The 26,451-nt window shown below is 57.8% G+C and carries 23 protein-coding genes and 1 other RNA gene; 16 read left to right on the forward strand and 8 right to left on the reverse strand.

Annotation, left to right across the window (positions count from 1 at the left end):
• Positions 1–61 precede the first annotated feature (61 nt).
• The 4 genes from arcB (at position 62) to CVE23_RS01730 (ending at position 5,432) form a co-directional block, all read left to right on the forward strand.
• Complete coding sequence (gene arcB, locus CVE23_RS01715) at positions 62–2,401, forward strand: aerobic respiration two-component sensor histidine kinase ArcB (RefSeq protein ID WP_038917572.1); 2,340 nt, start codon at positions 62–64, stop codon at positions 2,399–2,401.
• Positions 2,402–2,637: 236 nt separating this feature from the next.
• Positions 2,638–3,291, forward strand: coding sequence for an isoprenoid biosynthesis glyoxalase ElbB (gene elbB / locus CVE23_RS01720; RefSeq protein ID WP_038917574.1), 654 nt, complete (start codon positions 2,638–2,640; stop codon positions 3,289–3,291).
• The gene (gene mtgA, locus CVE23_RS01725) at positions 3,288–4,037 is read left to right on the forward strand and encodes a monofunctional biosynthetic peptidoglycan transglycosylase (RefSeq protein ID WP_049842483.1); all 750 of its coding nucleotides are present in this window, start codon (positions 3,288–3,290) and stop codon (positions 4,035–4,037) included. Before elbB ends, mtgA begins: the two co-directional genes overlap by 4 nt.
• Positions 4,038–4,130: 93 nt before the next feature.
• Positions 4,131–5,432, forward strand: a complete 1,302-nt coding sequence (locus CVE23_RS01730) for an alginate lyase family protein (protein WP_100848726.1) — start codon at positions 4,131–4,133, stop codon at positions 5,430–5,432.
• 97 nt (positions 5,433–5,529) lie between these two features.
• Here CVE23_RS01730 and dolP read toward each other — a convergent pair whose 3' ends face one another.
• From dolP to CVE23_RS01750, 4 genes are read right to left on the reverse strand one after another with little or no spacing between them, the layout of a single operon-like run.
• On the reverse strand, positions 5,530–6,105 hold the full coding sequence (gene dolP / locus CVE23_RS01735; RefSeq protein WP_038663100.1) for a division/outer membrane stress-associated lipid-binding lipoprotein: 576 nt from the start codon (positions 6,103–6,105) through the stop codon (positions 5,530–5,532).
• Between the two features lie 10 nt (positions 6,106–6,115).
• Positions 6,116–6,706 carry a DnaA initiator-associating protein DiaA gene (gene diaA, locus CVE23_RS01740; protein WP_013316039.1) on the reverse strand — a complete coding sequence of 197 codons (591 nt, stop codon included), beginning with the start codon at positions 6,704–6,706 and terminating at the stop codon, positions 6,116–6,118.
• A 37-nt stretch (positions 6,707–6,743) separates the two neighbouring features.
• Positions 6,744–7,100, reverse strand: a complete 357-nt coding sequence (locus CVE23_RS01745) for a YraN family protein (protein ID WP_174213758.1) — start codon at positions 7,098–7,100, stop codon at positions 6,744–6,746.
• Positions 7,097–9,142: a penicillin-binding protein activator gene (locus CVE23_RS01750; RefSeq protein WP_100848727.1), complete on the reverse strand. Its 2,046-nt coding sequence runs from the start codon at positions 9,140–9,142 to the stop codon at positions 7,097–7,099. The genes CVE23_RS01745 and CVE23_RS01750 overlap by 4 nt, the downstream gene beginning before the upstream one ends.
• Before the next feature lie 59 nt (positions 9,143–9,201).
• Here CVE23_RS01750 and rsmI point away from each other — a divergent pair, with 59 nt between their 5' ends.
• The 4 genes from rsmI to ygiD all read left to right on the forward strand — a co-directional run bounded on the left by rsmI (position 9,202) and on the right by ygiD (position 12,522).
• Entirely contained in the window at positions 9,202–10,071 is an 870-nt protein-coding gene (gene rsmI / locus CVE23_RS01755) for a 16S rRNA (cytidine(1402)-2'-O)-methyltransferase (protein ID WP_100848728.1), read from the forward strand.
• 41 nt (positions 10,072–10,112) lie between these two features.
• Positions 10,113–10,491: RNase P RNA component class A (gene rnpB / locus CVE23_RS01760), an RNA gene on the forward strand.
• Positions 10,492–10,756: 265 nt separating this feature from the next.
• Entirely contained in the window at positions 10,757–11,566 is an 810-nt protein-coding gene (locus tag CVE23_RS01765; protein WP_100848729.1) for a shikimate 5-dehydrogenase, read from the forward strand.
• Positions 11,567–11,733: 167 nt separating this feature from the next.
• Positions 11,734–12,522 carry a 4,5-DOPA-extradiol-dioxygenase gene (gene ygiD / locus CVE23_RS01770; protein ID WP_100848730.1) on the forward strand — a complete coding sequence of 263 codons (789 nt, stop codon included), beginning with the start codon at positions 11,734–11,736 and terminating at the stop codon, positions 12,520–12,522.
• Between the two features lie 73 nt (positions 12,523–12,595).
• On the opposite strand, the gene CVE23_RS01775 is transcribed toward ygiD, so the two are convergent.
• The 3 genes from CVE23_RS01775 to tolC form a co-directional block, all read right to left on the reverse strand.
• Positions 12,596–13,756, reverse strand: coding sequence for a glutathionylspermidine synthase family protein (locus CVE23_RS01775; RefSeq protein ID WP_100848731.1), 1,161 nt, complete (start codon positions 13,754–13,756; stop codon positions 12,596–12,598).
• Positions 13,757–13,767: 11 nt separating this feature from the next.
• Positions 13,768–14,541, reverse strand: a complete 774-nt coding sequence (locus CVE23_RS01780) for a DUF1190 family protein (protein WP_100848732.1) — start codon at positions 14,539–14,541, stop codon at positions 13,768–13,770.
• Between the two features lie 189 nt (positions 14,542–14,730).
• Complete coding sequence (gene tolC / locus CVE23_RS01785) at positions 14,731–16,143, reverse strand: outer membrane channel protein TolC (RefSeq protein ID WP_038917584.1); 1,413 nt, start codon at positions 16,141–16,143, stop codon at positions 14,731–14,733.
• Positions 16,144–16,546: 403 nt separating this feature from the next.
• Here tolC and nudF point away from each other — a divergent pair, with 403 nt between their 5' ends.
• The 6 genes from nudF (at position 16,547) to CVE23_RS01815 (ending at position 22,228) form a co-directional block, all read left to right on the forward strand.
• Positions 16,547–17,200 (forward strand): ADP-ribose diphosphatase, encoded by a 654-nt coding sequence (gene nudF, locus CVE23_RS01790; RefSeq protein ID WP_100848733.1) that lies wholly within the window; start codon positions 16,547–16,549, stop codon positions 17,198–17,200.
• Positions 17,200–17,622 carry a DUF1249 family protein gene (locus CVE23_RS01795; RefSeq protein ID WP_188726099.1) on the forward strand — a complete coding sequence of 141 codons (423 nt, stop codon included), beginning with the start codon at positions 17,200–17,202 and terminating at the stop codon, positions 17,620–17,622. Before nudF ends, CVE23_RS01795 begins: the two co-directional genes overlap by 1 nt.
• A gap of 207 nt (positions 17,623–17,829) precedes the next feature.
• Complete coding sequence (gene cpdA / locus CVE23_RS01800; RefSeq protein ID WP_100848734.1) at positions 17,830–18,657, forward strand: 3',5'-cyclic-AMP phosphodiesterase; 828 nt, start codon at positions 17,830–17,832, stop codon at positions 18,655–18,657.
• Positions 18,657–19,238: an esterase YqiA gene (gene yqiA, locus CVE23_RS01805; RefSeq protein ID WP_038917587.1), complete on the forward strand. Its 582-nt coding sequence runs from the start codon at positions 18,657–18,659 to the stop codon at positions 19,236–19,238. The genes cpdA and yqiA overlap by 1 nt, the downstream gene beginning before the upstream one ends.
• Positions 19,239–19,423: 185 nt before the next feature.
• On the forward strand, positions 19,424–21,319 hold the full coding sequence (gene parE, locus CVE23_RS01810) for a DNA topoisomerase IV subunit B (protein WP_038917588.1): 1,896 nt from the start codon (positions 19,424–19,426) through the stop codon (positions 21,317–21,319).
• Between the two features lie 12 nt (positions 21,320–21,331).
• Positions 21,332–22,228: a LysR family transcriptional regulator gene (locus tag CVE23_RS01815; RefSeq protein WP_100848735.1), complete on the forward strand. Its 897-nt coding sequence runs from the start codon at positions 21,332–21,334 to the stop codon at positions 22,226–22,228.
• A gap of 64 nt (positions 22,229–22,292) precedes the next feature.
• On the opposite strand, the gene CVE23_RS01820 is transcribed toward CVE23_RS01815, so the two are convergent.
• Complete coding sequence (locus tag CVE23_RS01820; RefSeq protein WP_038663063.1) at positions 22,293–22,874, reverse strand: NAD(P)H-dependent oxidoreductase; 582 nt, start codon at positions 22,872–22,874, stop codon at positions 22,293–22,295.
• A 276-nt stretch (positions 22,875–23,150) separates the two neighbouring features.
• On the opposite strand from CVE23_RS01820, the gene parC reads away from it, so the two are divergent.
• Positions 23,151–25,457 carry a DNA topoisomerase IV subunit A gene (parC, locus tag CVE23_RS01825; RefSeq protein ID WP_038663060.1) on the forward strand — a complete coding sequence of 769 codons (2,307 nt, stop codon included), beginning with the start codon at positions 23,151–23,153 and terminating at the stop codon, positions 25,455–25,457.
• 238 nt (positions 25,458–25,695) lie between these two features.
• On the forward strand, positions 25,696–26,433 hold the full coding sequence (locus tag CVE23_RS01830; RefSeq protein ID WP_038917593.1) for a 1-acylglycerol-3-phosphate O-acyltransferase: 738 nt from the start codon (positions 25,696–25,698) through the stop codon (positions 26,431–26,433).
• Positions 26,434–26,451: the final 18 nt, after the last annotated feature.

Below are 26,451 nucleotides of genomic sequence, written 5' to 3' on the forward strand. Positions count from 1 at the left end.
TTACCGCGCACGCGATTTTTTTACGGTATGATTTGCGGGTTTATGATTAAGGAACACCGCTATGAGGCAAATCAGGCTGTTGGCGCAGTACTACGTTGATTTAATGGTTAAACTGGGGCTGGTTCGTTTTTCCCTGCTGCTGGCGTCAGCGCTGGTTTTACTGGCGCTGGTGGTGCAGATGGCGGTGACGCTGCTGCTCACCGGCAAGGTGGAAAACATCGACGTGGTGCGCTCTATCTTTTTCGGCTTACTGATCACGCCCTGGGCGGTTTATTTCCTGTCCGTGGTGGTGGAGCAACTTGAAGAGTCGCGTCAGCGGCTGTCGCGGCTGGTGGCTAAGCTGGAAGAGATGCGCCAGCGCGATCAGGAACTGAACGAACAGTTGCAGGGCAATATCGCCCAGCTCAATCAGGAAATCAGCGATCGCATCAAGGCGGAGGAAGCCCGCCTGCTGATGGTCTCCAAACTGCGTGAGGAGATGGCGCGCCGCGAGCAGGCGCAGGTTGAGCTGGAGCAGCAATCGGCGCTGTTGCGTTCTTTCCTCGACGCTTCGCCGGACCTGGTTTACTACCGCAATGAGAACAAAGAATTTTCCGGCTGCAACCGGGCGATGGAATTGCTGCTTGGCAAAAGCCAGAAGCAGCTGATCGGCCTGACGCCGAAAGATGTTTATCCGCCCGATATTGCCGAAAAAGTCATGGAAACGGATGAAAAGGTGTTTCGCCACAACGTCTCATTGACCTATGAGCAGTGGCTGGTCTATCCGGATGGCCGCAAAGCCTGTTTCGAGTTGCGTAAGGTGCCGTTTTACGACCGCATGGGTAAGCGACACGGCCTGATGGGGTTTGGACGCGATATTACCGAGCGTAAGCGCTACCAGGACGCGTTAGAGAACGCCAGCAGGGAAAAGACTACCTTCATCTCTACGATCAGCCACGAGCTTCGTACGCCGCTTAATGGCATTGTCGGCCTGAGTCGTATCCTGCTCGACACCCATTTGGACGCAGAACAGCAAAAATACCTGAAAACCATCCACGTCAGCGCCATCACGCTCGGCAATATTTTCAACGACATCATCGAAATGGACAAGCAGGAGCGGCGCAAGGTCCAACTGGATAACCAGCCGGTGGATTTCGTCGGCTTTGTGGTGGATCTGGAAAATCTGGGCGGACTGCTGGCCCAGCCTAAGGGGCTACAGCTGGAGATGGAACTGCATCAGCCGCTGCCGAAAACCATCGTCACCGACGGTACCCGGTTGCGTCAGATTCTGTGGAATCTGCTCAGCAACGCCGTGAAATTCACGCGTGAGGGCCGGGTGGTGGTACGGGTCTGGCATGAGCAGGGCGACCGGCTGCGTTTTGAGGTGGAGGATTCCGGCATGGGGATCCCGGCCGACGAGCTGGAGAAAATCTTCTCCATGTACTACCAGGTCAAGGATCAACACGGCGGCAAACCGGCTACCGGCACCGGCATCGGGCTGGCGGTTTCCAAGCGTCTGGCGCAAAGCATGGGCGGCGATATTCAGGTGAGCAGCGAACTGGGCAAGGGCTCCTGCTTTGCGCTGACGGTGACGGCGCCGGTGGTGCGTAATGACGAGTCTGACGAAGACGAACAGGATGAACTGCCGCTGCCGGCGTTGCATGTGCTGCTGGTGGAAGATATCGAACTGAACGTGGTGGTGGCGCGCTCGGTACTGGAAAAACTGGGCAGCAGCGTCGAAGTGGCGATGACCGGCCAGGCGGCGCTGGATATGTTCGATCCGGATGAATTTGATTTGGTGCTGCTGGATATCCAGTTGCCGGACATGACCGGCCTGGATGTGGCGCGTCGGCTGCGTGAGCGTTATGCCGGGCAGTCGATGCCGCCGCTGGTCGCCCTGACGGCGAATGTGCTTAAAGATAAAAAAGAGTACCTGGACGCCGGCATGGATGACGTGCTGAGTAAGCCGCTGGCGGTGCCGGCGCTGACGGCGGTAATCCAGCAATACTGGGATCATCATGCGCAGCCGGAACCGGAAGCCGCAGAGGTGGACGCCGGGTCGCTGCAGGACCGTTTGCTGGATATCCCGATGCTGGAGCAGTACCTGACGCTGGTAGGGCCGAAACTGATTCATCAGAGCCTGGCGATGTTCGAGCAGATGATGCCCGGCTATCTGGCGATTCTTGATTCCAACATGACCGCCCGCGACCAGAAAGGCATTGCGGAAGAAGGGCACAAAATCAAAGGCGCGGCGGGCTCGGTTGGGCTCAAGCATCTGCAACAGGTTGCGCAACAGATTCAGACCACGACATTACCGGCATGGTGGGACAACGTTCAGGAGTGGATTGACGAGTTGAAACACGACTGGCAGCAGGATGTGCAGGTATTGAAAGACTGGGTTTCAGAGGCTGAAAAAAAATGACCCCGACCGAGGCCGGGGTGCGCGAATTATGTGCCAACACCAGGGAAAGCGGTACACCTGCGTTCAATCTCAGATGTTGTTGGTACGCAAGCGTTTTTGAAATCCCATCTTCTGGCAACACACACCATAGCAAATATGGCGTCGTTTGTTACAAGAATCATTAAAATGTGTGATGTAGATTAGTGTTTGTCAATCAAAAAATCAATTAGTTGATGTAATGAAATGAGGCATGAGTGATGAAAAAAGTTGGTGTCGTACTCAGCGGATGTGGAGTTTATGATGGTTCAGAGATTCACGAAGTTGTCTTGACTCTGCTTGCAATCGATCGTGCCGGCGCTGAAGCTGTCTGCTTTGCTCCGGACAAAGAACAGCTGCATGTGATTAATCATCTGACCGGTGAGGTTACCGGTGAGAAACGCAATGTTTTAGCGGAATCTGCGCGTATTGCCCGTGGGAAAATCCAGCCATTATCCAGCGCGGATCCCCAACAGCTTGATGCGCTGATTGTCCCCGGCGGATTCGGTGCCGCAAAAAATTTGAGCGATTTTGCCACCCGCGGGGCCGACTGTGAGATTGATAACGAACTGAAAATACTTACTCGTGAAATTCATAAGAAAAATAAACCAATAGGGTTTATTTGCATCGCCCCTGCCATGTTACCGAAACTGCTTAATACCTCTGTGCAGCTTACAATTGGTAACGATGAGGGGACTGCGCAGGCGATAGCAGCGATGGGTGGCGTGCATGTGAAGTGTCCGGTAAATGACATCGTCGTTGACGTTACACACAAGGTGGTGACGACTCCGGCTTACATGCTGGCGAACTCGATTGGTGAAGCCGCCAGTGGAATTGAGAAACTGGTGGCGCGTGTTTTGGAACTGGCTGAATGAGGTCAGCAGGCCTATTCGGGAAAGGCCGATTAGGACGAATAGCCGCGTGTATCCGGCGTTGGGTGTTGCGCATCTTCTTTGGTGTCGTTGCGTTGTGGGTAGCGGCGATCCTGTTGTTTGCATTTCTGCCCGTACCCTTTTCCGCCGTGATGATCGATCGTCAGCTCAGCGCCTGGCTGAGCGGCGACTTCGCGTATGTGGCCCATTCGGACTGGGTGTCGATGGATGAGATCGCCGCAGTGGCGCCATTGGCGGTCATTGCGGCGGAAGATCAGAAATTTCCCCAGCATTGGGGGTTTGATTTCGACGCGATTTCAGCGGCGCTCAAACATAACGAGCGACATGAGAATCGTATTCGCGGCGCATCCACGCTGTCGCAGCAGACGGTAAAAAACCTGCTGCTGTGGGACGGGCGCAGCTGGTTGCGTAAAGGTCTGGAGGCCGGCCTGACGGCGGCGGTTGAGCTGGTCTGGACTAAACGTCGTATTCTGACGGTTTACCTGAATATTGCCGAGTTTGGACCCGGAATTTTTGGCATAGAGGCCGCATCGCGTCAGTTCTTCAATAAACCGGCGAGCCGGCTGACGGCATCGGAAGCGGCGATGCTGGCGGCGGTGTTGCCGAATCCTATCCGCTATCGCGCCAGTAAACCGTCCGGCTACGTCATGCGGCGTCAGCAGTGGATTTTGCGTCAGATGAACCAAATCGGCGGAGAAAATTTTCTGGAAGCGAACCGGCTTTATTAACAAACCTGATTGACTGATAGATTTTTTCCAATGAGCGGCTTCCATTTCCCGTGGCTGTATGGGAAATCATGACCGCATGAACAGGGGGAAATAATGCGGTATGGCATAGTTTTTCTTATGATGCTTTCGCTGTGGGGCCTGGGGGCATCTGCCGAGGCGGCCAGTGCTAAAAACGACAATTCTGCTTATGTATTTTTACAGGCAGACAAACTTGCCCAGGTAAAACAGCAGCTACGCAGCCAGACCGCGCCACCACAGATGCAGCTTGCTTATCAGCAGCTGTTGCGGGCGGCGGATAGCGCTATGAAAAAACCTGACCTATCGGTTACTCAAAAACTTTCAATGCCGCCCGGCGGCAACCGTCATGATTATTTGAGTTTGGCGGCTTACTGGTGGCCTGATCCGCAGCAGAAAGACGGCTTACCCTGGATTCGACATGACGGCAAGGTGAACCCGGCGACCAAGGGCGAGGAGACGGATGCTATCCGTCTGGCGACGTTTACCGATCGGGTGCGTGTGCTGGCGCTGGCCTGGTATTTCTCGGACCGTCCCGAATATGCCGGCAAAGCCATCGCCATGATTCGCACCTGGTTTATCACTCCTGAAACGCGTATGAACCCTAACCTGAATTATGCGCAGGCCATTCCGGGCAGAAACGACGGGCGGGGCGCAGGCGTGCTTGACGGCCGTTTCTTCGCCACCCGTATCGTGGATGCGCTGGTCATGTTGCGACAGGCGCCGGGATGGGGGGCCAGTGACGAGCAGCAGATGCGGCAGTGGATGACGGACTACCTGCACTGGTTGCTGACCAGCCATAACGGCAAACAGGAGGCCTCGGCAAAGAATAATCATGGCAGCTGGTATACGGTGCAGGTGGCGGGTATCGCCGCCTATCTGGGCCAGCCTGAAACGGTGAAGGCGATGGCGGCATTGCAGCGCCAGAAGCTCGACCATCAGCTGGCGGCGGATGGTTCGCAACCAGAGGAACTGGCGCGTACCCGGTCGTTCCATTACAGCGGCTTCAATCTGCAGGCTGTCAGCCTGATGGCGACCGTGGCAGGGAAGTACGGCGATAACCTGTGGCAGTATCGTACCCCCAAAGGCAGCAGCCTGTTGTCGGCTCTGGACTTCATGGCTCCGTATCTGGATGAATCCAGACCCTGGCCTTATAAAACCATGGGGCGAGAGAGCAGCCCGCTGATTCCGCTAATGCTGCAGGCCGAGCAGGCTATCGGTTCTCCCCGTTATCATGCGGCTATCAGGCAGGCGGGGTTCACGCCGTTGCTGACCGGGGCGTCGCAGGGGAAAAAAGATACTGAGGTCAGCGTTGATGCCCGCCGCAGCATCTGGTTGCTGTCGCCGCCAGCGACCACAGGAAATACGCCAACGCCATGATTAACGGGGGAAGCGAGTAGAGTGGCAGGCGCCTGCGGCCACCTACCGGATTGGTCAGTCTGGCGGCCCGTGATGGGCCGCCGTATGGAGACAGCGATTAGTCGAGGTAGCTGAACGCGGTCGTCACGTGTTTGACGCTGCCGACCTTGCTGGCGATCTGGGCCGCTGACGTTGCTTCACGGCGCGTCACCAGACCCAACAGGAAGACTTCGCCGTTTTCGGTGGTGACCTTCACGTTGGAGGATTTCACGGTGTCGCTGGTCAGCAACTGAGAACGCACTTTGGTGGTGATCCAGGTATCCATGGACGCGGTGCCCAGCGAAATCGGCGTGCCTTTGCGGATTTCGTTATACACTTCGGTCGTGCCTTCCACACCCATGGCGATCTGCTTGGCACGGCTAGCCAGCTCGGTCGAAGGAGCCTGACCGGTTAACAGCACTTTGCCCTGATAGGCGGTTGCGGAGATCCGCGCTTCTTTGCTTAATTGCGTGTCCTTACTCAGCGCGTTGGATACCCTGACTTCCAGCGTGCCGTCGTCGACCTGCGTGCCGACAGTCCGTGGATCGGTCGCGGATTTGGTCGCAACCGCCGCGCTGCCAATCGCGACAGCGCCAATACAGCCCTGTAGCATCAGACAGGCAGACAGCACGGCAATGCAAGAGTAGATCCTCATGGAGTGCTCCTTAATCGTTCTGGTGTGGGAAAAGTGTGTTATCAATCAAATCGCACAAACAGTTGACGGTCAGCATATGCATTTCCTGAATGCGGGCGCTGCGGTGTGACGGGATGCGAATTTCCACATCCTGCTGGCCCAGCAAACCCGCCAGCTCACCGCCATCATAGCCGGTCAGGGCCACAATGGTCATGTCCCGCGTGACGGCGGCTTCCACCGCTTTGACGATATCACGGCTGTTGCCGCGCGTGGATATCGCCAGCAGTACGTCACCCGCCTGACCCAGCGCCCGCACCTGCTTGGCGTAGACTTCTTCATGCAGGCGATCGTTGGCGATAGCCGTTAAGACCACGTTATCGGCATTAAGTGCAATCGCCGGCAGACTGGGCCGCTCGGTTTCAAAACGATTAATCATACTGGCGGCAAAATGCTGTGCGTTGGCGGCAGATGTACCGTTACCACAGCACAGGATTTTGTTGCCATTGAGCAGCGACTGCACCATCGCCAGAGCGGCGCGCGAAATGGCGTCCGGTAGCGCTTCTGCAGCGGCGATTTGGGTTTGAATGCTTTCCGTGAAACAGACTTTAATTCTCTCCAGCACGTTCTGTTAACCTGTTTTGAAGTTGAAAATCATGATGTTACTCAGACTGCCCAAACGCGTTGGGCAACCATTCCACCTGCGGGCCGGTTACGGCCAGTACGTCAAAGCGACAATCGGTGGAATCGAGACTAGCGCCCTGACGGGACAGCCATACCGCTGCGGCGCGCAGCAACGATTGCTGTTTTTGCCGGGTAACACTGGCCGCCGCGCCGCCAAAGTCGCTGTTGCGGCGATAACGAACCTCGACAAATACCCAGGTGCCGCCATCGCGCATAATCAGGTCCAGTTCACCGCCGCGCACCGTCACGTTGGCGGCCACAAACATCAGCCCGGCGCGTTCGAGATAGCGTCGGGCCAGTTGTTCGTAGCGACCGCCGGTGATGCGCCGGTTCAGGAGGCGGGCACCAGTTGTCCCTGACGGAACTGCAGCCAGGTGAGTTTACGGTTGACGACGCAATCCGGCGAGGTGCTAAGCACACCGGTCGCTCCGGACAGCGAATTCCCCGGCTGGTGCAATTGCGCAAAGTTGCTGGCAAGCTTCCAGGCATCCATCCCCATGGCAAACAGCCGCACCAGCGAGTAATCGTTGCGGAACTGCGTGCTGACTTGCTGCATCAGCGCCGGGCTGGCGCCAGTCAACAGCGGAATATCGCTGAACTGCAGCCCTTCCATTTCAAACCGGAAATCCGGCCCCAGACCGGCCTGATAGCTACGTGAGCTGGCGTAGAGCGCCGGGCGCAGCGCGCCTTTGTTGCGCATGTCGATCATCGGTTTGAGCAGCGTCAGTTCATCCGGCGTGGCGATGATATAAACCGCATCCACGTTGCCGTCACTGGTAACGGTGGCGATCGGCGGCGCCTGATTCGGGATGGTCAACCCGCCAACCGTGGTGGAGGACTGTGGAGCGGAAGCCGCTGTGATAACCGGTTGGCCGTTGAGCGGAATACCTGCGCCGCTGTTGAGCGCCTGTTTCAGGTCATACACGCCGCCGGTGCGCTGCTGCAATACCACGCCGCCTGCCTGCTGTTGCCAGGACTTGGCGAAAGCGGCCACCACCCTGTCGCCCAGATTGCCGCGCGGCGCCAGAATCAACGGATGCTGCTTACCCTGCTTGTGAATGAATTGCGCCGCGTCGACGGCTTCATCTTCCGGCGACAGAGCGAAATAGCAGATGTTCGGATTGGGCTGGATGTGTTCCGGCTGGTTCAGCGCCAGCACATTCAGGGACGGGTTGAGTCCCGGTAGCTGTTCCACCTCGTTTTTGAGCAGCGGACCGACGATGGTGGTGGCGCCGTCTTTCTGCGCCTGAGCAATCACGTTTGCCAATGCCTGATTGGAGGTGTCGTAGACTTTCACCGGAATGCTGCTGACCGCTGTCGGCGCAATCGCCGGAACGGCGGTTGCCGTTGCAACAGGCGCTGAGACAGCCGCTGTGGCGGACAGTGACGGGGTATTCGCATCTGTCGATGGCGTAGGCGCAGCCGTGCCGGTCGCCTCGGCAGGCGCGGCTGATTGCGCTACCTGCGGCGGCATCGCCAGCGTTGCCTGCCCGCTTCTGGCGGCGCTAAACCCTTGCTGAATAGCATTGGCGAATACCTGCGCCTGCCCGTTCAGCGGCAACAGCAGCGCGATGGCGTTACTGCCGGCGGGGGCGCTCTCTCCCGGTTGCGTAGCCGCGGCGGGCGGCGTGCCGCCCAGCTGCGACGGCAGTTGTTTGGCTGCCGGGTGACGTGGATAACGTCTCTTCCAGTCTTCTATCGCAGCCTGCAGGTCAGAGGGAACCTGAGCTTTGGTCTGCCAGAGATTCAGCAGGTCGAGCCAGCCTTGCAGGGTATTTTCGTCGACATTGATCACCATCGATCCGAGATCCTGCTGGGTGAGGCGGGTTAATGCCGCCCAGGTCTGATCGATGTTGCGCTGATGGGCGTCGCCCTGCAACAACGGCTCCTGCCCAATGTAGGCGCGGATCAGCGTCAACGACGGGCGATCCTGAGCGGCTTTGATTTGCGTCTGGTAGTAACGTTCCTGTTGCTGGGGCGACAGCGACTTCACATCCAACTGGGCCAGCGTGCTGTTGGCGGCGTTCAGGTCGTTCTGCGCGACCGCCAGTTCGGCGGTCAGCAGGCGCTGTTCCTGACGCTGCTTGTCGCTCAATTGCGACGGCAAGGCGTTCAACTGACCGTTGGCCTGCGGGAGTTTGCCTTCCTGAATCAGGGCATGAATCGCAAGTAATTGCCAGCCAGCCTTGCTATCATCACCACTTTGCTGCATCTGCTGCAGGTAGTAATCGGAAGACGCACCGGCTTTGCCCTCTACGTGCTGCTGGGTCGCAGTGTCTTGCGGGGCCTGGCTGGGACAGCCGGCGAGAAACAGTGCCGCCAGCATGACAGGAACCAGACGGCCTGCATGGGTACGGACAGAATTTAACGGAAGCATACTGTATCCAGTGATGTTTTAACGATGCTCAATATTAAATCGGCAAACCGGATGAAACAATGAATCAAGACCAACAAGCACAGATTTCCGCCTCCACGCTTTACATTGTTCCCACGCCTATCGGCAATCTGGCGGATATTACTCAGCGGGCGTTGGCGGTGTTGCAACAGGTTGATCTTATTGCAGCAGAAGATACCCGTCATACCGGTTTATTGTTACAACATTTCGCGATTAATGCGCGCCTGTTCGCACTCCATGACCACAATGAACAGCAAAAGGCAGAGCAATTGCTGGCGCGGTTGCAACAAGGCATGAGCATTGCGCTGGTGTCGGATGCCGGCACGCCGCTGATTAATGATCCCGGCTATCATCTGGTGCGTCGCTGTCGTGAAGCCGGAGTGCGCGTGGTGCCGCTGCCGGGGCCGTGCGCGGCGATTACCGCGTTGTCCGCCGCCGGCTTGCCGTCGGATCGCTTTTGCTATGAAGGGTTTCTGCCCGCCAAGACCAAAGCGCGTAAGGATACGCTGCGCGACCTGCTGGAAGAGCCGCGCACCCTGATTTTCTACGAATCAACCCATCGGCTGCTGGATAGCCTGCAGGACATGGTCGAGGTCTGGGGGCCTAAGCGTTACGTCGTGCTGGCGCGTGAGCTGACCAAAACCTGGGAGTCGCTGTACGGCGCGCCGGTGGCGGAACTGCTGGCGTGGGTGCAGGAAGATGAAAACCGCCGCAAAGGCGAGATGGTGTTGATCGTGGAAGGTCACCAGCCCGACGAAGAGGCGCTGTCTGCGGCGGCGTTGCGTACGCTGCAACTGTTGCGGGCGGAGCTGCCGCTGAAGAAGGCGGCGGCGCTGACGGCGGAGATTCATGGCGTGAAGAAGAACGCCCTTTACCGTTACGGACTGGAGCAGGAAGACGGTCACGCATAATCGAGATGACAAGCCGGCCGATTTGCCCTATTATCCGCGCCGAAGTTGACCAGACAGTCGCCGCTTCGTCGTCGTTCCCTTCGGGGAAGACGGGCGGAGGGGAGGAAAGTCCGGGCTCCATAGGGCAGGGTGCCAGGTAACGCCTGGGAGGCGAAAGCCTACGACCAGTGCAACAGAGAGCAAACCGCCGATGGCCTGCGTAAGCGGGATCAGGTAAGGGTGAAAGGGTGCGGTAAGAGCGCACCGCGCGGCTGGCAACAGTCCGTGGCACGGTAAACTCCACCCGGAGCAAGGCCAAATAGGGGTTCACATGGTACGGCCCGTACTGAACCCGGGTAGGCTGCTTGAGCCAGTGCGCGAGCGCTGGCCTAGATGAATGGCTGTCCACGACAGAACCCGGCTTATCGGTCAACTTCACTCTTTTCAAAAACAATACGTTGGTGTGTCTCGGGGACTTCACAGCGAAGTGAGGCACACCAACGGTTGTCTCTTCCCGACTATCCCCGATGTGGCAGGTACGATTGCCTGTGTGTTCTATTTTCTCTGGTTTTTCCTTCCGGACGTGCGTTATTTGTGTCCCGGTTTGATGCGTGTAGTGTCAGACGAGTCTATTCATGGGGGATCAATTGACTTGCGGGTGCTGGCTGCGGTGATACATTGAAACAAATGACACGAGGAGCCGACTATGCTGAATAAAGATACGAAACTTTGCATTTCTCTCTCAGGCCGCCCAAGTAATATTGGTACACGATTCCATAACTACCTTTATCAAAAGCTTGATCTCGACTTTATATATAAAGCGTTTACCACCAATGATATTGAGCATGCGGTGAAAGGGGTTCGGGCATTGGGAATCCGCGGCTGTTCGGTATCCATGCCTTTTAAAGAGAGTTGCATTCCTTTTATTGATACGCTGTCGGATTCAGCCAAAGCGATAGATTCTGTTAATACCATCGTCAATGAGAATGGTCATTTGACCGCGTACAATACCGATTATATTGCGGTTAAAGATCTGATTGAGAAAAACCTCAAAGATAAAACCATGCATGTGCTGATAAAAGGCAGTGGCGGTATGGCTAAAGCGGTTGTGGCAGCATTCCGTGATAGTGATTTTCGTCAGGTGACTATTCTGGCGAGAAATGAAGTAAATGGGCTTTCTCTGGCGAATAAATATGGTTTTCAGTGGTGCCGGGATGCTTCAGGTATAAAGGCGGATATTCTGGTGAATGTCACGCCTGTTGGCATGGCTGGCGGGGAAGAACAAAATCAACTGGCATTTACCGAAGAACAAGTGCTCATCGCCAGTCATATTTTTGATGTTGTGGCCTTTCCGGTGGAAACGCCATTAATCCAGCTGGCCAGAAAATTAAATAAACCGGTTATTAACGGTGCTCAGGTCATCGCGTTGCAGGCACTGGAGCAATTTGCCCTGTATACCGGTGTTCGGCCTGATGAGGCGTTAATGCAGGAAGCCTCGGCGTATTCTCGCTCCTGACGAACTTGCCGTGTCTCCCGTTATCGGCCGGTTAAGCGTATAAGATCGGCTATCGTCAAATTTATTGACAATCATCATCATGGGAATCCGACTGTATCGATGAAACAGTAGAGGTAAAGTAATCCCCATCGGTACTTGTTACCCTCACTGTTACTAAGGATATCGCTATGAGCACTTCCCGGATGCCAGCATTATTTCTGGGCCACGGTAGCCCGATGAATGCGCTGGATGAAAATGACTACACGCTGGCCTGGCGTAAACTGGGAGAAACCCTGCCGCGTCCGAAGGCGATCGTAGTGGTATCCGCACACTGGTATACCCGCGGCACCGCGGTTACCGCGATGGATAAACCGCGTACCATCCATGATTTCGGCGGCTTCCCGCAGGCGTTGTTTGATACCCAGTACCCGGCGCCCGGCGCTCCGGACGTGGCTAAACGGGTGCAGGACGTTCTGGCTCCGGTGTCGGTGTATGCGGATCATCAGGAGTGGGGGCTGGATCACGGCACCTGGGGCGTGTTGATCAAGGTTTATCCAGAGGCGGATATCCCGGTGGTGCAACTGAGCGTCGACGGCACCAAGCCGCCCGCCTACCACTATGAGCTGGGTCGTAAGCTGGCTGCGTTGCGTGACGAAGGCATCATGATCGTCGCCAGCGGCAACGTGGTGCACAACCTGCGGATGATCAAGTGGAACGGCGATGGCGCGCCCTATGGCTGGGCGACGTCGTTTAACGATTTTGTTCGCAGTAATCTGGCCTGGCAGGGCGACGCGGCGGAGCACCCGTTGGTGAACTTCATGCAACACAATGACGCGGCGCTGTCCAACCCGACGCCGGACCATTTCCTGCCGCTGTTGTACGTACTCGGCAGTTGGGATGGTCAGGAACCGGTATCTACGCCGACGGACGGCATTGTGATGGGGTCGCTCAGCATGATGTCGGTACAGGTCGGATAATACCCTGACCGTTATGGCCGCTAAAAACACACATCGCCCGAAAGGACGATGTGTGCATCAAGATGTGTTGGCGTTAATCCAGAATGATATGCGGATAGAAGCGGGATAAGTCCTGGGTAATCAATTCCCGGTCTTCCCGCAGTCCGATACCGCAAGGGATATCGCCCACCAGCCAGCTGCCGATCAGCGTGTAGCTGTCATTGAATCTGGGCAATGGGTGGAATTGCTGCACGATGGAGCCTTCCCCACCGTAGGGGCCGTCCACGGCGGCGACCTGCTTGCCCTGCTGATAAATCTGTATGTTGGCGCCTTCGCGGGAAAACAGCGGCTTGACCACGTAGTCGCTCATTGCCGGCGGGTTGTCTTCGGTGAAATAGGCCGGCAGCAGGTTGGGGTGGTTGGGGAACATCTGCCACAGCATTGGCAAGAGCGCCTTGTTGGACACCACGCTTTTCCAGCCCGGTTCCAGCCAACGCACACCAGCGTCCGCCAGTTTGGTGGAGAAAGTCTCGCGCAGCATGAATTCCCACGGGTAGAGTTTGAACAGGTTGCCGATGGTGTTGTCCTGTAGATCGGTGAATTGCCCGCGATCTCCCAGGCCTATTTCATCAATGTACAGGAACTGGCTCGGAACGCCGGCTTCCTGCGCGCAATCCTGCAGGTATTGCACCGTACCGCGATCTTCCTCGGTATCCCGGCAGCAGGTGAAATGCATATTGCCGAAACCGTGATGGGTACGCAGATATTCAAAGCGTTCGATCAGCTTTTCCTGCAGGCTGTTGTACTGGTCCGCGTGCTGCGGCAGGCGGCCGGCATTGACCTGATCTTCCAGCCAGATCCACTGAAAAAACGCCGACTCGTACAACGACGTCGGGGTATCGGCGTTGTTTTCCAGCAACCTGGCCGGGCTCTTGCCGTCATAAGCCAAATCCAGCCGCGCATAAAGCGCCGGCTGGCGCGACAGCCACGAACTGCGCACGAAGTCCCAGGTGTGGCGGGGAATGCGGAATTTGGTCAGCAGCGCTTCGCTGTTGACCACCTTATCGACCACCTGCAGGCACATCTGGTTCAGCTCGGCGGTCGTCTCTTCCAGCTCTTCAATTTGCGCCAGCGTAAACTGATAGTAGGCGTCTTCACACCAGTAGGGCTCGCCATACATGGTGTGAAACTGAAAACCATACTCGGCCGCTTTTTCCTGCCAGGTCGGGCGTTCGTGAATCGCAATACGTTTCATAGCGGGTGACCTTATCCCCCGAAGGAGCGGCGAATCGGGGCCGCATTGCTGGTTTGACGGGTGCTGCCGCCGCTGGCGGATGTGCTGCCCGTCGTGCTTGTCGCGGAGCGATCTCTTTCCTGATTGCCGGCCATGTTGGCGGCAGGCGCACTGTTGAGTTTGTTAACCGAATCGCCAAAGCCGCCGCGGGTGGTGGTGATGCTGGACGGCGCGACGCTAGAGGTCGGTTTGGGCGTCATCGCGTCTTTAGGAACGGTAATGGGGCGTCCGGTGGCGGAACCATAGCTTTTGCCGCTGGCGTCCACATAGCTACCGTTAGCCGGGCTATTGGGGGTACGCGGGCTGAACACCGGCTGCTGCGCAAAATTGTTGCCGCCCATCAGTTTGCCCATCATGAAACCGGCCATCAACGGCATCCAGAAACTGCCGCTCTGCTGCGGCGCGGCGCTGGCCGTCGTGTTGGTCGCCGACGTAGTGCCGGTCGCCGAGCTTTGCGTACACTGACTTTCGCCGAAGGCCGCCACGCATTCTTCACGAGTGGCGTATTTGGGCGCGGTTCTTTCCGCTTCTTTCAAGGCGTTGTTATAGGTGGCGGCGCACTGGTCCTTCATGGCCGGATTGGCGCGGGAACAGTCGTCCGCGTTTTGGTAGAGCGATACGGTTTCGTCGGTTTTCTCGCAACCGGAGAGAACAAACACGGCGCCGACAGCCAGCGCGATCGGTGCGATACGGTAACCCCAGCGCTTGCGAAAACGCGCGTGGTTGATGTTTGACGTTCTTTTCATTGTTGATCCCAGAACAAAGTTGATCCCAGAGCAAAAGGGCATCGTGCCCATCATTTACATGTATTAAAACGGGTTTAAGAATAGGAGAAGGGTGAACAGCTTGTAAAGCGCCGGTGTACAAGGCATAGCCTGTCTGAATGCGGCGGACGAAAAGCGCAGGGGAGCCCGTCCGGGTTCCCCTGCGAAATATCAGGGCTTGGCCTTGGCGGCGGTTTTTGCTGCCGTTGGCGTGGTTGCCGGCGCCGGCGCATCGTCGCCGATGGCGGCGGACGTCGATACCGGTTTGCCCAGCATGGCGTTCAGGTTGCGCAGGTCCTCTTCGTTCAACGTACCGAGCGCTTGCTTGAGGTTCAACTGGTTGATCAGGTAGTCATAACGAGCGCCGGACAACTGCTGCTTGGCGTTGTACAGCGTGGTGGTGGCGTCCAGCACATCGACGATGGTGCGGGTGCCGACCTGATAGCCGGCTTCCATTGCGTCCAACGAGCTCTGCGCCGAGATCACCGCCTGTTTGTAAGCGTTAACGCTGCTGATGGAGGCAGAGATGTTGTTATGCGCGGAGCGCAGCGTCTGAATTACCGAGCGGTGCGCGCTTTCCATGCTTTCGCTGGATGCTACAAAGCTGTGTTGCGCCTGTTTCACTCTGGATGAGGTGCCGCCGCCGCTGTAGATCGGCAGGGAGAAGCTCAGCCCGACCTGATTCTGGCCCACATAGGTGTTGTTGAAATTGTCGCCTACCGCGCGAGAACCGGAGTAATCGGTGTTGGTAACGCCGGTGGACGCGGTCAGGTTAAGCGTCGGCAGGTGGCCGCTTTCCGCTGAACGAATCTGCTCGCGAGCCAGGTCCTGGCTCAGACGGGCCGACAACAGGCTGAGGTTGCGGTTTTCCGCTTCTTTCAGCAGGCCGTTCACCGCGTCGGGTTTCTGCGGGCTGAAGCGATCGATATTCAGTCCCGCCAGTTGCGGATAGAACTGACCGGTCACCTGGCGCAGGGTTTCCATCGCGTTGTCCAGATTGTTGCGCGCGGTCACTTCGCTTGCCAGCACGCTGTCATATTGGGCGCGGGCGTTCTGCACGTCGGTGATGGCGACCAGGCCGACGTTGAAACGTTGGGTGGTCTGGTCCAGTTCGCGGTAAATCGATTGTTTCTGGGCACTGACGTAAGACAGCGAGTCAATAGCGCGCAGCACGCTGAAATAAGCGGTCGCGGTATTGAGCAGCAGCGTCTGCTGGGATGTCTGGTAGCTGACGTCCTGAATGCCGGCCTGTTTTTCCTGCAGCGTCAGAGCGCGCCACAGCGACATATTAAAGATGGACTGGGTCAACTGCAGCGAGGCGCTGGTCGCATTGCTGTTAATGTCTCTGCGGTCGCGGTACCCGCTGCTGTAGGTGTAGTCCGCGCCCAAACCCAGTTGCGGCAGCAGGGACGAACGGGCTTCATTAATTTTCTCAAAAGCCGCGTCTCGGTTGGCGGCAGCGCTGCGTAAATCCGGATTGGTCGTTTTGGCCTGCTGGTAAACCTGTAACAAGTCTTCGGCCTGACTTACGGCGCTAAAGCCGCCCAGACCCAGGCTGATGAGAAGTGGGAGCAGTTTCTTCATTTGCATTCCTTGTTGTGCAGCAAAGTTTCTTGGTTGCGCCATCTGGAGACGATATACCTGTCGATTCTATCAGAATCGACCAATCGAATTAGGTGGCTGAATGTGCCATCTTTTCCTTGCGGTTATCCCAAAAGCCTATTTTACTTGGCGGCTTGTGGCTGGGCACAATGCCCGGCAGCATGCCAGAGGCTGCCCCGGCAGGATCGTCGTTTCCGGGTGTCGCAAAGGCATTGCGTTAATACCGGGAACGCCTCATTCTTGCTGGTAGACTTTCCGCACCTGATTATCCGTATCGGGCTGGCACGATTGCATGATGAATATTGCACAAAACGGTGAACGCCTGTCCACGTTTTCGCCACACAAAAGTGGCTTGCCTGCCGTGTTGTTCACAGGAGTTGAGTTTATGGCGTCCTCAGATACGCATCCCGGTACTTTTACTAAACCCGGTACTTTTACCAAAGATGATGTAGAAATTATTGCACGCGAAACGCTCTACAAGGGTTTTTTTTCGCTGCAGCGCTATCGCTTTCGCCACCGCCTGTTCAACGGCGGCATGAGCGGCGAAGTCAGTCGGGAAATTCTGGAACGCGGCCATGCCGTGGTGTTGTTGCCCTATGACCCGGTGCGCGATGAAGTGGTGTTGATCGAACAGATTCGCATCGCCGCCTACGACACCAGCACGTCGCCGTGGTTGTTCGAACTGGTGGCCGGTATGATCGAGCCGGGCGAAAGCCTGGAAGAGGTTGCCCGCCGCGAAGCGCAGGAAGAAGCGGGGCTGGTGGTGAAGCGTTGCCGTCCGGCGCTCAGCTATCTGGCAAGCCCCGGCGGCACCAGCGAACGGCTGGCCATCTGGGTCGGCGAGGTGGACGCCGGCGCCGCCAGCGGCATTCACGGGCTGACCGAGGAAAACGAGGACATCCGCGTGCATGTGGTCAGCCGCGAACAAAGCTATCAATGGGTGGAACAGGGGATTATTGACAACGCCGCCTCTGTCATTGCCTTGCAATGGTTGGCATTGCACCATGAGACATTAAAAAAAGACTGGGTGGACGGATAATGAAGCGCTATGTCCCGGATTTCCCGGAAATGATGCGGCTAAACGAAATCAACTTCGCGCAGCTACGCCGCTTGCTTCCCCGTAATGAAGAGGTGGGCGCGGCGGTGGTTTATCAGGTCCATAACGCCAGCTACCGTTTAACGATTCTGGAGTCTACGCGGTATACCGCGCTGGTGGAGATCCAGCAGATTGCGCCGTCGGTCAGTTACTGGAGCCTGCCGACGCTGGTGGTGCGGCTGTATTACGATGCGATGGTTGCGGAAGTGTGTTCCAGTCAGCAGATCTTCCGCTTTAAGGCACGTTATGATTATCCGAACAAGAAGTTACATCAACGTGACGAAAAGCATCAGATTAATCAGTTTCTTGCCGATTGGCTAAGATATTGCCTGGCGTGTGGTTCAATGTCGGTTCCTGTTTGTTAGATATACCCGTGATACTTCAGATTGCAGGTGCGTTGGCCGCGTTTACCCGATTCGTTTTCGGGTCTGGCTCCTCTGGGGTCGCTGTCGGCAGCGTTCAAGTCGGCGACGTCGATTTGTCATTCACCCCGCGTGTCGCCTGCTGCAACGCGAATTATTGAGGGTATAGATCGATTTGTTAGGCAGATTGCAAAGACCCAAGGACACTATTTGGAAAGCCTGTTGACACTTCCTGTGGCGCGTGGGGCCAGAATCAGGATTTTACAAATAACAGATACCCACCTTTTTGCCGGCGAGCGGGGAACGCTGCTCGGCGTTGATACTTACCGCAGCTATCAGGCGGTGCTGGACGCCATCGCCGCCCAGCAATGCGATTTCGATCTGATTACCGCCACAGGGGATTTGGCGCAGGATCATACGCAGGAAGCCTACACGCGTTTCGCCGATGGTATCCGCCGCTTCAAGGCGCCTTGCGTCTGGTTGCCCGGCAACCACGACTTTCAGCCCGCGATGGTGGATGTGCTGGCCCGATCGGGAATCGCGCCTTCCAAACACGTGTTGCTGGGCGAACACTGGCAGGTGATTCTGCTGGACAGTCAGGTGTTCGGCGTGCCGCACGGCGAGTTGAGCGAGTACCAACTGGAGTGGCTGGAGCGCAGCCTGCAAAGCCAGCCGGAACGCCATACGCTGTTGATGCTGCACCATCATCCGCTGCCGTCGGGCTGTACCTGGTTGGATCAGCACAGCCTGCGCAATGCCCACAGCCTGAACGCGCTGCTGGTCCGTTTCCCGCGCGTGCGCACCGTATTGTGCGGCCATATTCATCAGGAAATGGATCTGGACTGGAACGGTCGCCGCCTGCTGGCGACGCCATCGACCTGCGTGCAATTCAAGCCGCACTGCACCAGCTTCACCATTGATAATGTCGCGCCCGGCTGGCGCTATCTGGAATTGTTGCCGGATGGCGGGGTTGAAACCCGGGTGTGTCGCCTTGAAGGGAATGAATTTCTGCCAGATATGGATTCGGACGGTTACTGATGCCCACCCTGCTTTATCTTCACGGTTTCAACAGCTCGCCTCTGTCGGCGAAAGCCACGGCGTTGCAGCAGTGGCTGGCGCAGCATCACCCTCACATTGAGATGCTGGTGCCGCAGTTGCCGCCCTACCCGGCGGACGCGGCGGAACGGGTGGAGCAACTGGTTATGGAGCGCGCCGGGCGGCCGCTCGGTCTGGTCGGGTCGTCGATGGGCGGTTATTACGCCACCTGGCTGTCGCAGCGTTTTCGCCTGCCGGCGGTGGTGGTCAACCCCGCGGTGCGGCCTTATGAACTGCTGCTTGATTTCCTGGGGGATCAGCAGAACCCCTACACCGGCGAGCAATATGTGTTAGAGTCACGGCACATTTACGATCTCAAGGTGATGCAGGTCGAGCCGCTGGAATCTCCGGATTTGCTGTGGTGTCTGCTGCAAACCGGGGATGAGGTGCTGGACTATCGTCAGGCGGTGGCCTATTACACCGCTTGCCGTCAGACGGTGGAGTCCGGCGGTAATCACGCGTTTGTGGGTTTTGAACATTACTTTGCGCCGATTATCGATTTCCTCGGATTGACGGCGGACTGACTCATCCCGGCGCGGCCGCGGTGAGCGGTCGGCGCCCATCATCACTCGTATCCCGTCTGTCAGGCTGGTTAACGCGCTTTTACGGCGTTTTCACCCTGATAATCGACGCTTGGCGTTGTGCCTGCGCCACGTATAATCGCGGGATACCGTCTGACTTTCAAACAACGACAACATTCATTCTAACCATGACGCAATCAAGTTATAACGCTGATGCGATTGAAGTCCTCAGCGGGCTGGAGCCGGTGCGCCGCCGTCCGGGGATGTACACCGATACCACCCGTCCCAATCATTTGGGACAAGAGGTTATTGATAACAGCGTCGATGAGGCGCTGGCTGGTCACGCCCGTCGCATCGATGTGATTCTGCACCCCGATCAGTCGCTGGAAGTGATTGACGACGGGCGCGGGATGCCGGTGGATATCCACCCGGAAGAGGGCGTCCCCGCCGTCGAGCTGATCCTGTGCCGGCTGCACGCCGGGGGCAAGTTCTCCAACAAAAACTACCAGTTTTCCGGTGGCCTGCACGGGGTGGGGATTTCCGTGGTCAACGCGCTCTCCACCCGGGTGGAGGTCACGGTGCGCCGCGACGGTCAGGTCTACGACATCGCTTTTGAAAACGGCGACAAAGTACAGGATCTGACGGTGACCGGCACCTGCGGGCGCCGCAACACCGGCACCCGGGTGCATTTCTGGCCGGATGCGTCATTCTTCGACAGCCCGCGCTTTTCCGTGTTGTCCCTGACGCATCTGCTGAAAGCTAAAGCGGTGCTGTGTCCGGGGGTGGAAATCGTCTTCAAAGACGGCGTAAACGACACCGAACAGCGCTGGTGCTATCAGGGCGGTCTTAGCGATTACCTGTGCGAAGCGGTCAACGGCCTGCCGACGCTGCCGGAAAAACCGTTTATCGGCACCATTCCCGGCGACACCGAAGCGGTGGAATGGGCGCTGCTGTGGCTGCCGGAAGGCGGCGAGCTGCTGACAGAAAGCTACGTCAACCTGATTCCGACTTTACAGGGCGGCACCCATGTCAACGGGCTGCGGCAAGGGCTGCTGGACGCAATGCGCGAGTTCTGCGAATTCCGCAATATACTGCCGCGCGGCGTCAAGCTCAGCGCCGAAGACATCTGGGAGCGCTGCGCCTATGTGCTGTCGCTGAAGATGCAGGATCCGCAGTTCGCTGGCCAGACCAAAGAGCGACTGTCGTCGCGCCAGTCGGCGGCGTTTGTCTCCGGCGTGGTGAAAGACGCGTTCAGTCTGTGGCTGAACCAGAACGTGCAGGCGGCGGAGCAACTGGCGGAGATGGCGATATCCAGCGCCCAGCGTCGTATGCGCGCCGCCAAGAAAGTAGTGCGTAAGAAACTGACCAGCGGACCGGCGCTGCCCGGCAAACTGGCCGACTGCACCTCGCAGGATCTGAACAAGACCGAACTGTTCCTGGTGGAAGGGGACTCGGCGGGCGGCTCCGCCAAGCAGGCGCGCGACCGCGAGTACCAGGCGATCATGCCGCTTAAGGGCAAGATCCTCAACACCTGGGAAGTGTCGTCCGACGAAGTGCTGGCGTCGCAGGAAGTGCATGATATTTCGGTGGCGATCGGCATCGATCCGGACAGCGACGATCTGAGCCAACTGCGTTACGGCAAGGTCTGTATTCTGGCGGATGCGGATTCGGACGGGCTGCACATCGCCACGCTGCTGTGCGCGTTGTTCGTGCGCCATTTCCGTGCGCTGGTGCAAGGCGGCCATGTCTACGTCGCCATGCCGCCGCTGTACCGTATCGACCTCGGCAAAGAGGTTTATTACGCGCTGGATGAAGAAGAGAAAGCCGGCATTCTGGAACAGCTCAAACGCAAGAAAGGCAAGCCCAATGTCCAGCGCTTTAAAGGGCTGGGGGAAATGAACCCGATGCAGTTGCGCGAAACCACGCTGGACCCTAATACCCGCCGTCTGGTGCAGCTCACTATTAATGAGCAAGACATTGAACAGACGCTGGCGACCATGGACATGCTGCTGGCGAAAAAACGCGCCGAAGACCGCCGTAACTGGCTGCAGGAGAAGGGCGACAAGGCTGAACTTGACGTCTGACGCCTGGGTACGATGAAAGTTACGCTGGAAGAGATGCAGGCATTCGTAGTGGTGGTGGACAGCGGGTCCGTCACCGCCGCGGCCGCGCAACTGGGGCAGACCACGTCCGGGATCAGCCGGGCGCTGGGCCGCCTGGAAAGTAAGCTCGGCATGACGCTGTTGCACCGCACCACCCGCCGTCTGGCGTTGTCGGAAGAAGGGCAGATATTCCTGCAACATGCGCGGGAGGTGTTGCAGACGGTGGAACTGGCGGAGGAGCAGATTGCGCTGCGTCGCAGGAAGCCCAGCGGGCGGTTGCGCATCAACGCCGCCGCTTCGTTCATGCAGCATGTAATCGTGCCGCTGATCCCGGAGTTTCGTCGTCGTTATCCCTGTATTTCGCTGGAGCTGAATACCGATGACGTGATTATCGATTTGCTGGAACAGCATACCGATGTCGCGATTCGTATCGGCGAGCTGCGTGATTCCAGCATCCATGCCCGGCCGCTGGGCGCCACCCGGCTGCGGATTCTGGCAAGCCCCGCTTACCTGAACCGTCACGGTACGCCGCTCGGCGTGGAGGCGCTGGCCGGCCACACCTTGCTGGGGTTTACCCAGTCCGAGTCGCTCAATCTCTGGCCGTTACGCAGCGCCTTTGGCGATTATTACCCGATCGTGCCGACGATTGCGGCGTCCAACGGTGAAATGTTGCGTCAACTGGCGTTGCGGGGAGAAGGTATTGTCAGGCTGTCGGATTTCATGACCCGCGATGATGTGGCGGCCGGTCGGCTGGTGCAGATTCTGACCGACGATACGCTGGAGATGCGCCTGCCGGTTAATGCGGTGTTCTACCGCAATACCGCGCTGGCCAGCCGGATTGTCAGTTTTCTGGATTTCCTGAGCGAAAAAGTGGCGCAGCACCCGCTCTAGTCGTAAAGCGGATACTGCGCCGAGGGTAAATCGGTGAGGGTAAATTAAGGCGACGTGGCCGGAATCAGGCGAAAACCTGATCAAGGTGCGCGCGATAGCGGGCGATGTCCTGTTCCACGTCCGGCTGCTTGATGACGTCGTTGCAGATGAACGTAGGCAGCGACGACAGGCCGATGAACTGATTGGCCTTGTGGAACGGCAGGTAGACGCCATCCACGCCGACGCCGTGGAAGAACTGATCGGGGTCGGTAAAGGCTTCGAGCGGCGCGTTCCAGGTCAGCGACAGCAGGTAGTGTTTGCCCTGCAGCAGTCCGCCGGAACCGTATTTCTTGCTGGCATCCGCGCGGGTGCGGCCGTCGCTGGCGTACAGGGCGCCATGTCCGGCGGTGAACACGTCGTCGATGTATTTTTTCAGGATCCAGGGTGCGCCCATCCACCAGCCCGGCATCTGGTAAATGACGGCGTCGGCCCACAGGAAATTCTGTACTTCCTGCTCAATGTCATAACCGTCATCGACGGTGGTGATGCGGACGTGGCGGCCTTTGTCGCGCAGGAAAGAGGCGGCGACATCCGTCAGGGTTCGGTTGAGTTCGCCTTTGGAATGACCGAAGGATTTTCCGGCGTTGATGATGAGTACGTTATGCATGGCTGATGACCTCGGGTGGCATAAATGGGCATGTGCTGTAGGCCAGTCTATCCGTCGAGTTAACGAAGAAAAATGTGCCGTGGCGCACAACACTGTTGCCGAATCGTCAATAATCGTCGGTTTTGAGCCGGAGCAAGGCGTCGCGGCAGCGGGATGCAGTGAAGAGAGACACAACTTGCGGTACTATCCGGGCAGCTTCTGCCACCGCGTGGCTCATCGCGTAAAATAAGCGAGTTTTTTTGAACATGGCAAAACGCCACGGTTTAAGGATTATCAATGAGTGACATGACTCATGACGGCGCAGAGCGTCTTGCGCTGCACACGTTTACCGAGAACGCCTATCTCAACTACTCCATGTACGTCATCATGGACCGGGCGTTACCTTTTATTGGCGACGGCCTCAAGCCGGTTCAGCGCCGTATCGTATACGCGATGTCTGAACTGGGGCTGAGCGCCAGCGCCAAATTCAAGAAGTCCGCCCGTACGGTGGGCGACGTGCTGGGTAAATACCACCCGCACGGCGACAGCGCCTGCTACGAGGCGATGGTGCTGATGGCGCAACCCTTCTCCTACCGCTACCCGCTGGTGGACGGTCAGGGCAACTGGGGTGCGCCGGATGATCCCAAATCGTTCGCCGCCATGCGTTATACCGAATCCCGTTTGTCGAAGTATGCCGAAGTGCTGCTTGGCGAATTGGGGCAAGGGACGGTGGATTACGTACCGAACTTTGACGGCACGCTGCAGGAGCCGAAGATGCTGCCTGCCCGTCTGCCCAACATCCTGCTCAACGGCACCACCGGTATAGCGGTCGGCATGGCCACCGATATTCCGCCGCATAACGTGCGTGAAGTGGCGGCGGCGGTGATGGCGCTGATCGATGAGCCGGATACCTCGATGGACGTGTTGCTGCGCCACGTGCAGGGGCCGGATTTCCCCACCGAGGCGGAAATCATCACCCCGCGCGACGAAATCCGCAAAATGTACGAAAGCGGCCGCGGCTCGGTGCGCATGCGGGCGATCTGGAAAAAAGAAACGATAAAAGATGACGACAATAAGAAGAAGGTAGAAGTTGTCATTACCGCACTGCCGCATCAGGTCTCCGGTGCCAAAGTGCTGGAGCAAATTGCCAGCCAGATGCGGTCGAAAAAGCTGCCGATGATCGATGATCTGCGTGATGAATCCGATCACGAGAACCCGACCCGTCTGGTATTGCAAATGCCCTATTCCAGTCGTGTTGATGCCGATCAGGTGATGAACCACCTGTTCGCCACTACCGATCTGGAAAAAAGCTACCGCATCAACATGAATATGATCGGTCTGGATGGTCGCCCCGGCGTGAAAGGGCTGCGGGAAATCCTGACCGAGTGGCTGGCGTACCGCCGCGACACCGTGCGCCGCCGCCTCAATTTCCGGCTGGATAAGGTGCTCAAGCGCCTGCATATTCTGGAAGGTTTGCTGATTGCGTTCCTGAATATCGATGAAGTCATTCATATCATCCGCAACGAAGACGAACCGAAGCCGGTGCTGATGGCAAAGTTCGGCCTGAGCGACACCCAGGCCGAAGCCATCCTGGAACTGAAACTGCGTCATCTGGCCAAGCTGGAAGAGATGAAGATCCGCGGCGAGCAGGACGATTTGGCGAAAGAACGCGATCAGATCCAGGCGCTGCTGGCGTCCGAGCGCAAAATGAACACCCTACTGAAGAAAGAGATTCAGGAAGACGCCAAAGCCTACGGCGATGAACGCCGTTCGCCGCTGCATGAGCGCGTCGAAGCCAAAGCCATGAGCGAGCATGACCTGTCGCCGTCCGAACCGGTGACCATCGTGCTGTCGGAAATGGGCTGGGTGCGCAGCGCTAAGGGGCACGATATCGACCCGTCCGGCCTGAGTTATAAGGCCGGCGACGCTTACCGTGCCGCCGCCCGCGGCAAGAGCAACCAGCCGGTGGTGTTCATGGACTCCACCGGGCGCAGCTATGCGCTGGATCCGCTCACGCTGCCGTCGGCGCGCGGTCAGGGCGAGCCGCTGACCGGTAAGCTGACGCTGCCGCCGGGCGCCAGCATCGAGCAGGTGCTGATGGCGGCGGACAATCAGCGGTTGCTGTTGGCTTCCGACGCCGGTTACGGCTTTATCTGCACCTTTGCCGATCTGGTGGCCCGCAACCGGGTGGGGAAAACGGTGCTGACCCTGCCGGACAATGCGCGCGTGCTGCCGCCGCTGGAGCTTCAACGCGACGATGATCTGCTGCTGACCGTGACAGCGGCCGGCCGCATGTTGCTGTTCCCGGTGTCCGACCTGCCGGAGCTGTCCAAAGGCAAGGGCAACAAGATCGTCTCGATCCCGGCGGCGCACCTGGCCAGCGGCGACGATCGGATCTTGTGGCTGATGGCGATCGCGCCGCAATCCACCATCACGCTGCATGCTGGCAAACGTAAGTACTCGCTGCGTCCGGAAGAACTGCAGAAGTATCAGGCCAGCCGGGGCTGCAAAGGCACGCAACTGCCGCGCGGTCTGCAGCGAGTCGATCGCATCGAGGTTGACGCGCCTGCCGGTATCGCAAGCGCCGGCAGCAGCGAAGAATAGTCCTTCCTGTGGAAGCTGGCGGCCCGTCGCTGTGTGCGGCGGGCCGTAAACGGGACGTCTTTTTTTTCGATAGGCGCCGATGCCGATGGCATTTCCCGTCGGGATTCCCTTTTCGTCTTTCCCTGTACGTCCGATAGCCGCTTTGGGGTGGACAATGCGATCTGCTGCGGCAAGGTTCGCCGTGTGTTTTATCGCGAAGCCGCTATACTAGCGGCGGCTGTTGGCTAATGAGGTTGCTATGTTATTCATTCTCCGGTTTTTGGTGGTGATCGTCTGTTCTGTGGTGATCTGTCTGGCAGGGTTGGTTTACTGCTTGTTTACCCCGAAAGATCCCCGCCATGTTTCCCGGTTCGGTCGCCTGTTCGGGCGCTTGTCGGTGGTGTTTGGCCTCAAGGTGGAAATCCGTTATCCGCAGGCGTCCCACTTTGACGGTAATTGTATCTATATCGCCAATCATCAGAACAACTATGACATGGTGACGGCGGCAAACGTGGTGATGCCGGGCACCGTGACGGTGGGCAAGAAGAGTCTGGTGTGGATCCCGTTTTTCGGCCCGTTGTACTGGCTCACCGGCAATCTGTTGATTGACCGGGATAACCGCGCCAAAGCGCACGGCACTATCTCGCAGGTAGTGAAGCATATTAAAGAGCGCAACATTTCGGTGTGGATGTTTCCGGAAGGCACCCGCAGCCGTGGGCGCGGCCTGCTGCCGTTCAAAACCGGCGCGTTTCATGCCGCGATTGCCGCCGGCGTGCCGGTGGTGCCGATCTGCGTGTCCACCACTCATAAAAAAGTGAAGCTGAACCGCTGGAACAACGGCCATGTGATCGTCGAGGTGCTGCCGCCGGTCGACTGCAGCGCTTACGGTAAAGAACAGGTCCGCGAACTGGCCGCTTATTGCCATGAACTGATGGCGGCGAAAATCGCACAGCTGGACGCCGAAGTCGCGCAGCGCGAAGCGGCGGAAAAACGCTAAGTCAGCGCGAGGATGCGC

The sequence above is a fragment of the Dickeya fangzhongdai genome (assembly GCF_002812485.1).
Taxonomy (GTDB): Bacteria; Pseudomonadota; Gammaproteobacteria; order Enterobacterales; family Enterobacteriaceae; genus Dickeya; species Dickeya fangzhongdai.

Coding starts and splice junctions, on each gene's coding strand:
- CVE23_RS01830 (WP_038917593.1), top strand. CDS start 25,696: ATGTTATTCATTCTCCGGTTTTTGGTGGTGATCGTCTGTTCTGTGGTG.
- CVE23_RS01820 (WP_038663063.1), bottom strand. CDS start 22,874: ATGCATAACGTACTCATCATCAACGCCGGAAAATCCTTCGGTCATTCC.
- CVE23_RS01775 (WP_100848731.1), bottom strand. CDS start 13,756: ATGAAACGTATTGCGATTCACGAACGCCCGACCTGGCAGGAAAAAGCG.
- CVE23_RS01795 (WP_188726099.1), top strand. CDS start 17,200: ATGAAGCGCTATGTCCCGGATTTCCCGGAAATGATGCGGCTAAACGAA.
- parC (WP_038663060.1), top strand. CDS start 23,151: ATGAGTGACATGACTCATGACGGCGCAGAGCGTCTTGCGCTGCACACG.
- rsmI (WP_100848728.1), top strand. CDS start 9,202: ATGAATCAAGACCAACAAGCACAGATTTCCGCCTCCACGCTTTACATT.
- CVE23_RS01730 (WP_100848726.1), top strand. CDS start 4,131: ATGCGGTATGGCATAGTTTTTCTTATGATGCTTTCGCTGTGGGGCCTG.
- tolC (WP_038917584.1), bottom strand. CDS start 16,143: ATGAAGAAACTGCTCCCACTTCTCATCAGCCTGGGTCTGGGCGGCTTT.
- nudF (WP_100848733.1), top strand. CDS start 16,547: ATGGCGTCCTCAGATACGCATCCCGGTACTTTTACTAAACCCGGTACT.
- elbB (WP_038917574.1), top strand. CDS start 2,638: ATGAAAAAAGTTGGTGTCGTACTCAGCGGATGTGGAGTTTATGATGGT.
- mtgA (WP_049842483.1), top strand. CDS start 3,288: ATGAGGTCAGCAGGCCTATTCGGGAAAGGCCGATTAGGACGAATAGCC.
- arcB (WP_038917572.1), top strand. CDS start 62: ATGAGGCAAATCAGGCTGTTGGCGCAGTACTACGTTGATTTAATGGTT.
- yqiA (WP_038917587.1), top strand. CDS start 18,657: ATGCCCACCCTGCTTTATCTTCACGGTTTCAACAGCTCGCCTCTGTCG.
- CVE23_RS01815 (WP_100848735.1), top strand. CDS start 21,332: ATGAAAGTTACGCTGGAAGAGATGCAGGCATTCGTAGTGGTGGTGGAC.
- CVE23_RS01765 (WP_100848729.1), top strand. CDS start 10,757: ATGCTGAATAAAGATACGAAACTTTGCATTTCTCTCTCAGGCCGCCCA.
- ygiD (WP_100848730.1), top strand. CDS start 11,734: ATGAGCACTTCCCGGATGCCAGCATTATTTCTGGGCCACGGTAGCCCG.
- dolP (WP_038663100.1), bottom strand. CDS start 6,105: ATGAGGATCTACTCTTGCATTGCCGTGCTGTCTGCCTGTCTGATGCTA.
- CVE23_RS01780 (WP_100848732.1), bottom strand. CDS start 14,541: ATGAAAAGAACGTCAAACATCAACCACGCGCGTTTTCGCAAGCGCTGG.
- parE (WP_038917588.1), top strand. CDS start 19,424: ATGACGCAATCAAGTTATAACGCTGATGCGATTGAAGTCCTCAGCGGG.
- CVE23_RS01750 (WP_100848727.1), bottom strand. CDS start 9,142: ATGCTTCCGTTAAATTCTGTCCGTACCCATGCAGGCCGTCTGGTTCCT.